Source organism: Gordonia sp. ABSL11-1 (genome assembly GCF_030315685.1).
In the GTDB taxonomy this organism is placed as follows: domain Bacteria; phylum Actinomycetota; class Actinomycetes; order Mycobacteriales; family Mycobacteriaceae; genus Gordonia.
The window spans coordinates 1-1,682 of record NZ_JASXSI010000066.1; the positions used below are offsets into that span (position 1 = coordinate 1).

Genomic DNA, 1,682 nt, shown 5'->3' on the forward strand with positions numbered 1-1,682 from the left:
CTAGCCTCAATCTTTCGTGAGGTGGCGGTCCCTTGTTGAGTGGCCCGGATGGGTGGTCTGAGGACTGAATTCCGGGTGTGGGCCGTGGCGTGTTGCCCGAGGCGTCGGTGGGCGTCGGGGTTCACGGTCCCGAGGTGAAGCATCCTTTCTGGATCGATGATCGGATTGGGCCTGGTGGTCAGGTCGGCGCGGGAAGTGCTGCGAGTCTGGCTATTGCGTCGAGCAGGAGGTGGACGTGGGGTGCGTGGGCGGCGAGTTTCAACCGGGTTCGCCGCGCGTGGCGGGTGATCTTGGCGGCGATCGCGAACAGGCGATGGCGCAGTCGTTTGGGTTCCCACCGGCGGGCGGGGTGATCGGTGAACGCGAGTATCTGGGTCCAGGCGATCAAGTCGCAGGCGAGCATCGCGATGGCGCACCAGATGCGGTTGGCGTCGAATCCGTGCAACGGAAGGTTCGTCAGGCCACAGTCTTTGGCCGTGCGGATACGATCTTCGCAGCGCGCCCGACGCCGGTGACGTAGCTCGAGTGTGGCGAGTTGACCACGGCTGGTGTTGGTGGCAAATGCGGTGAGCCGCAACCCATCGCGGTCGGTGAACCGTAACTGCGCACCGGGATGGGGGCGCTCCTTGCGGACGATCACCCGCATCCCGGCAGGCCAGCCCGCCAGGTCGATCAGCCCGGTCAACTCGGCCACCCATGCCCCGTCGCGTTGCACGCCGGCAGCGTCGTAGGCCGGAGTCCACGCCTCGGGGCTGATGCGGTCGATAGCGGCCGCGGTCGTCTCGGTCAGTCCGAACCCCACCGAGTAGGCCAGGCGCCGGCGGGTGAGGTAGTCGAGGAATTCGTGGGTGCCGCCGGCTGAGTCGGTACGCACCAGCACCGACTTACCGACCCGATACCCGTGCACTTGCGGTAGCTGCTCGAGTGCGGCGGCGGTGACCGCGATGTGATCGGCAGCTGTGTTTGCACCAGCATTACCCGGTCGCAACTCGATCGCCAGGGGTTCGCCGGTGCCCTCGCTGCCGTGATCGACAAACGCGCATAACGGGTGAAACCCGAACCCCCGCTTGTAGTTTGGTGCCGCATCCTCTTTCTCTGAATGCGCAGTCACCAAGGTGGCGTCGAGGTCGAGGATCACCGGATCATTGACGTCGGCGTCATGATCGGGAGCAGCGGTACCGGCTGCCGACCAGCACGCTGCCCGCGCGCCAGCGCGGGCGGTCGTGATCGCCGACAGTGCCGCCGGCGCATCATCAGCCAACGCCGAGATCAGTCGTGACACCGTTGGGTCAGAGGCGACCTGACCGAACACCGCCGGGTCGGCGCGCAACTGGTTGATGTCAGCCAAACAGTCGCCACCGATCGCGACGGCCACAGCCAGATCAGCGATGATCTTGCCCGGGTCATGGGTCGCGAGGGGTTTACGCCACGGCGCCAACGCTTCGGACAGTCGGCTGGTCAGACCCGTTTTCTCCGCGGCCCGCAGGACCACCGTGGCGCCGGCGTGCGACACCACCCCGGTTCCGGTGCCATCTGCAGACAACATGGGGTAGGCCGACGTAGACTTACTCACCTGAATGGTGCTCCTCGATCTGGTCCGATTGATACCTTCGCAAGTTCAATCATCCCAGGTCAGGGCACCATTCTTCATTCACGACACGAAAAAGCGTGAAAGCCCGAGG

1 protein-coding gene is annotated in these 1,682 nt (G+C 65.2%); it reads right to left on the minus strand.

Features of this window, described 5'->3' with window-relative positions; all coding sequences use genetic code 11:
- Positions 1-178: 178 nt before the first annotated feature.
- On the minus strand, positions 179-1,573 hold the full coding sequence (locus tag QSJ19_RS26410; RefSeq protein ID WP_286324022.1) for an IS1380 family transposase: 1,395 nt from the start codon (positions 1,571-1,573) through the stop codon (positions 179-181).
- Positions 1,574-1,682 lie beyond the last annotated feature (109 nt).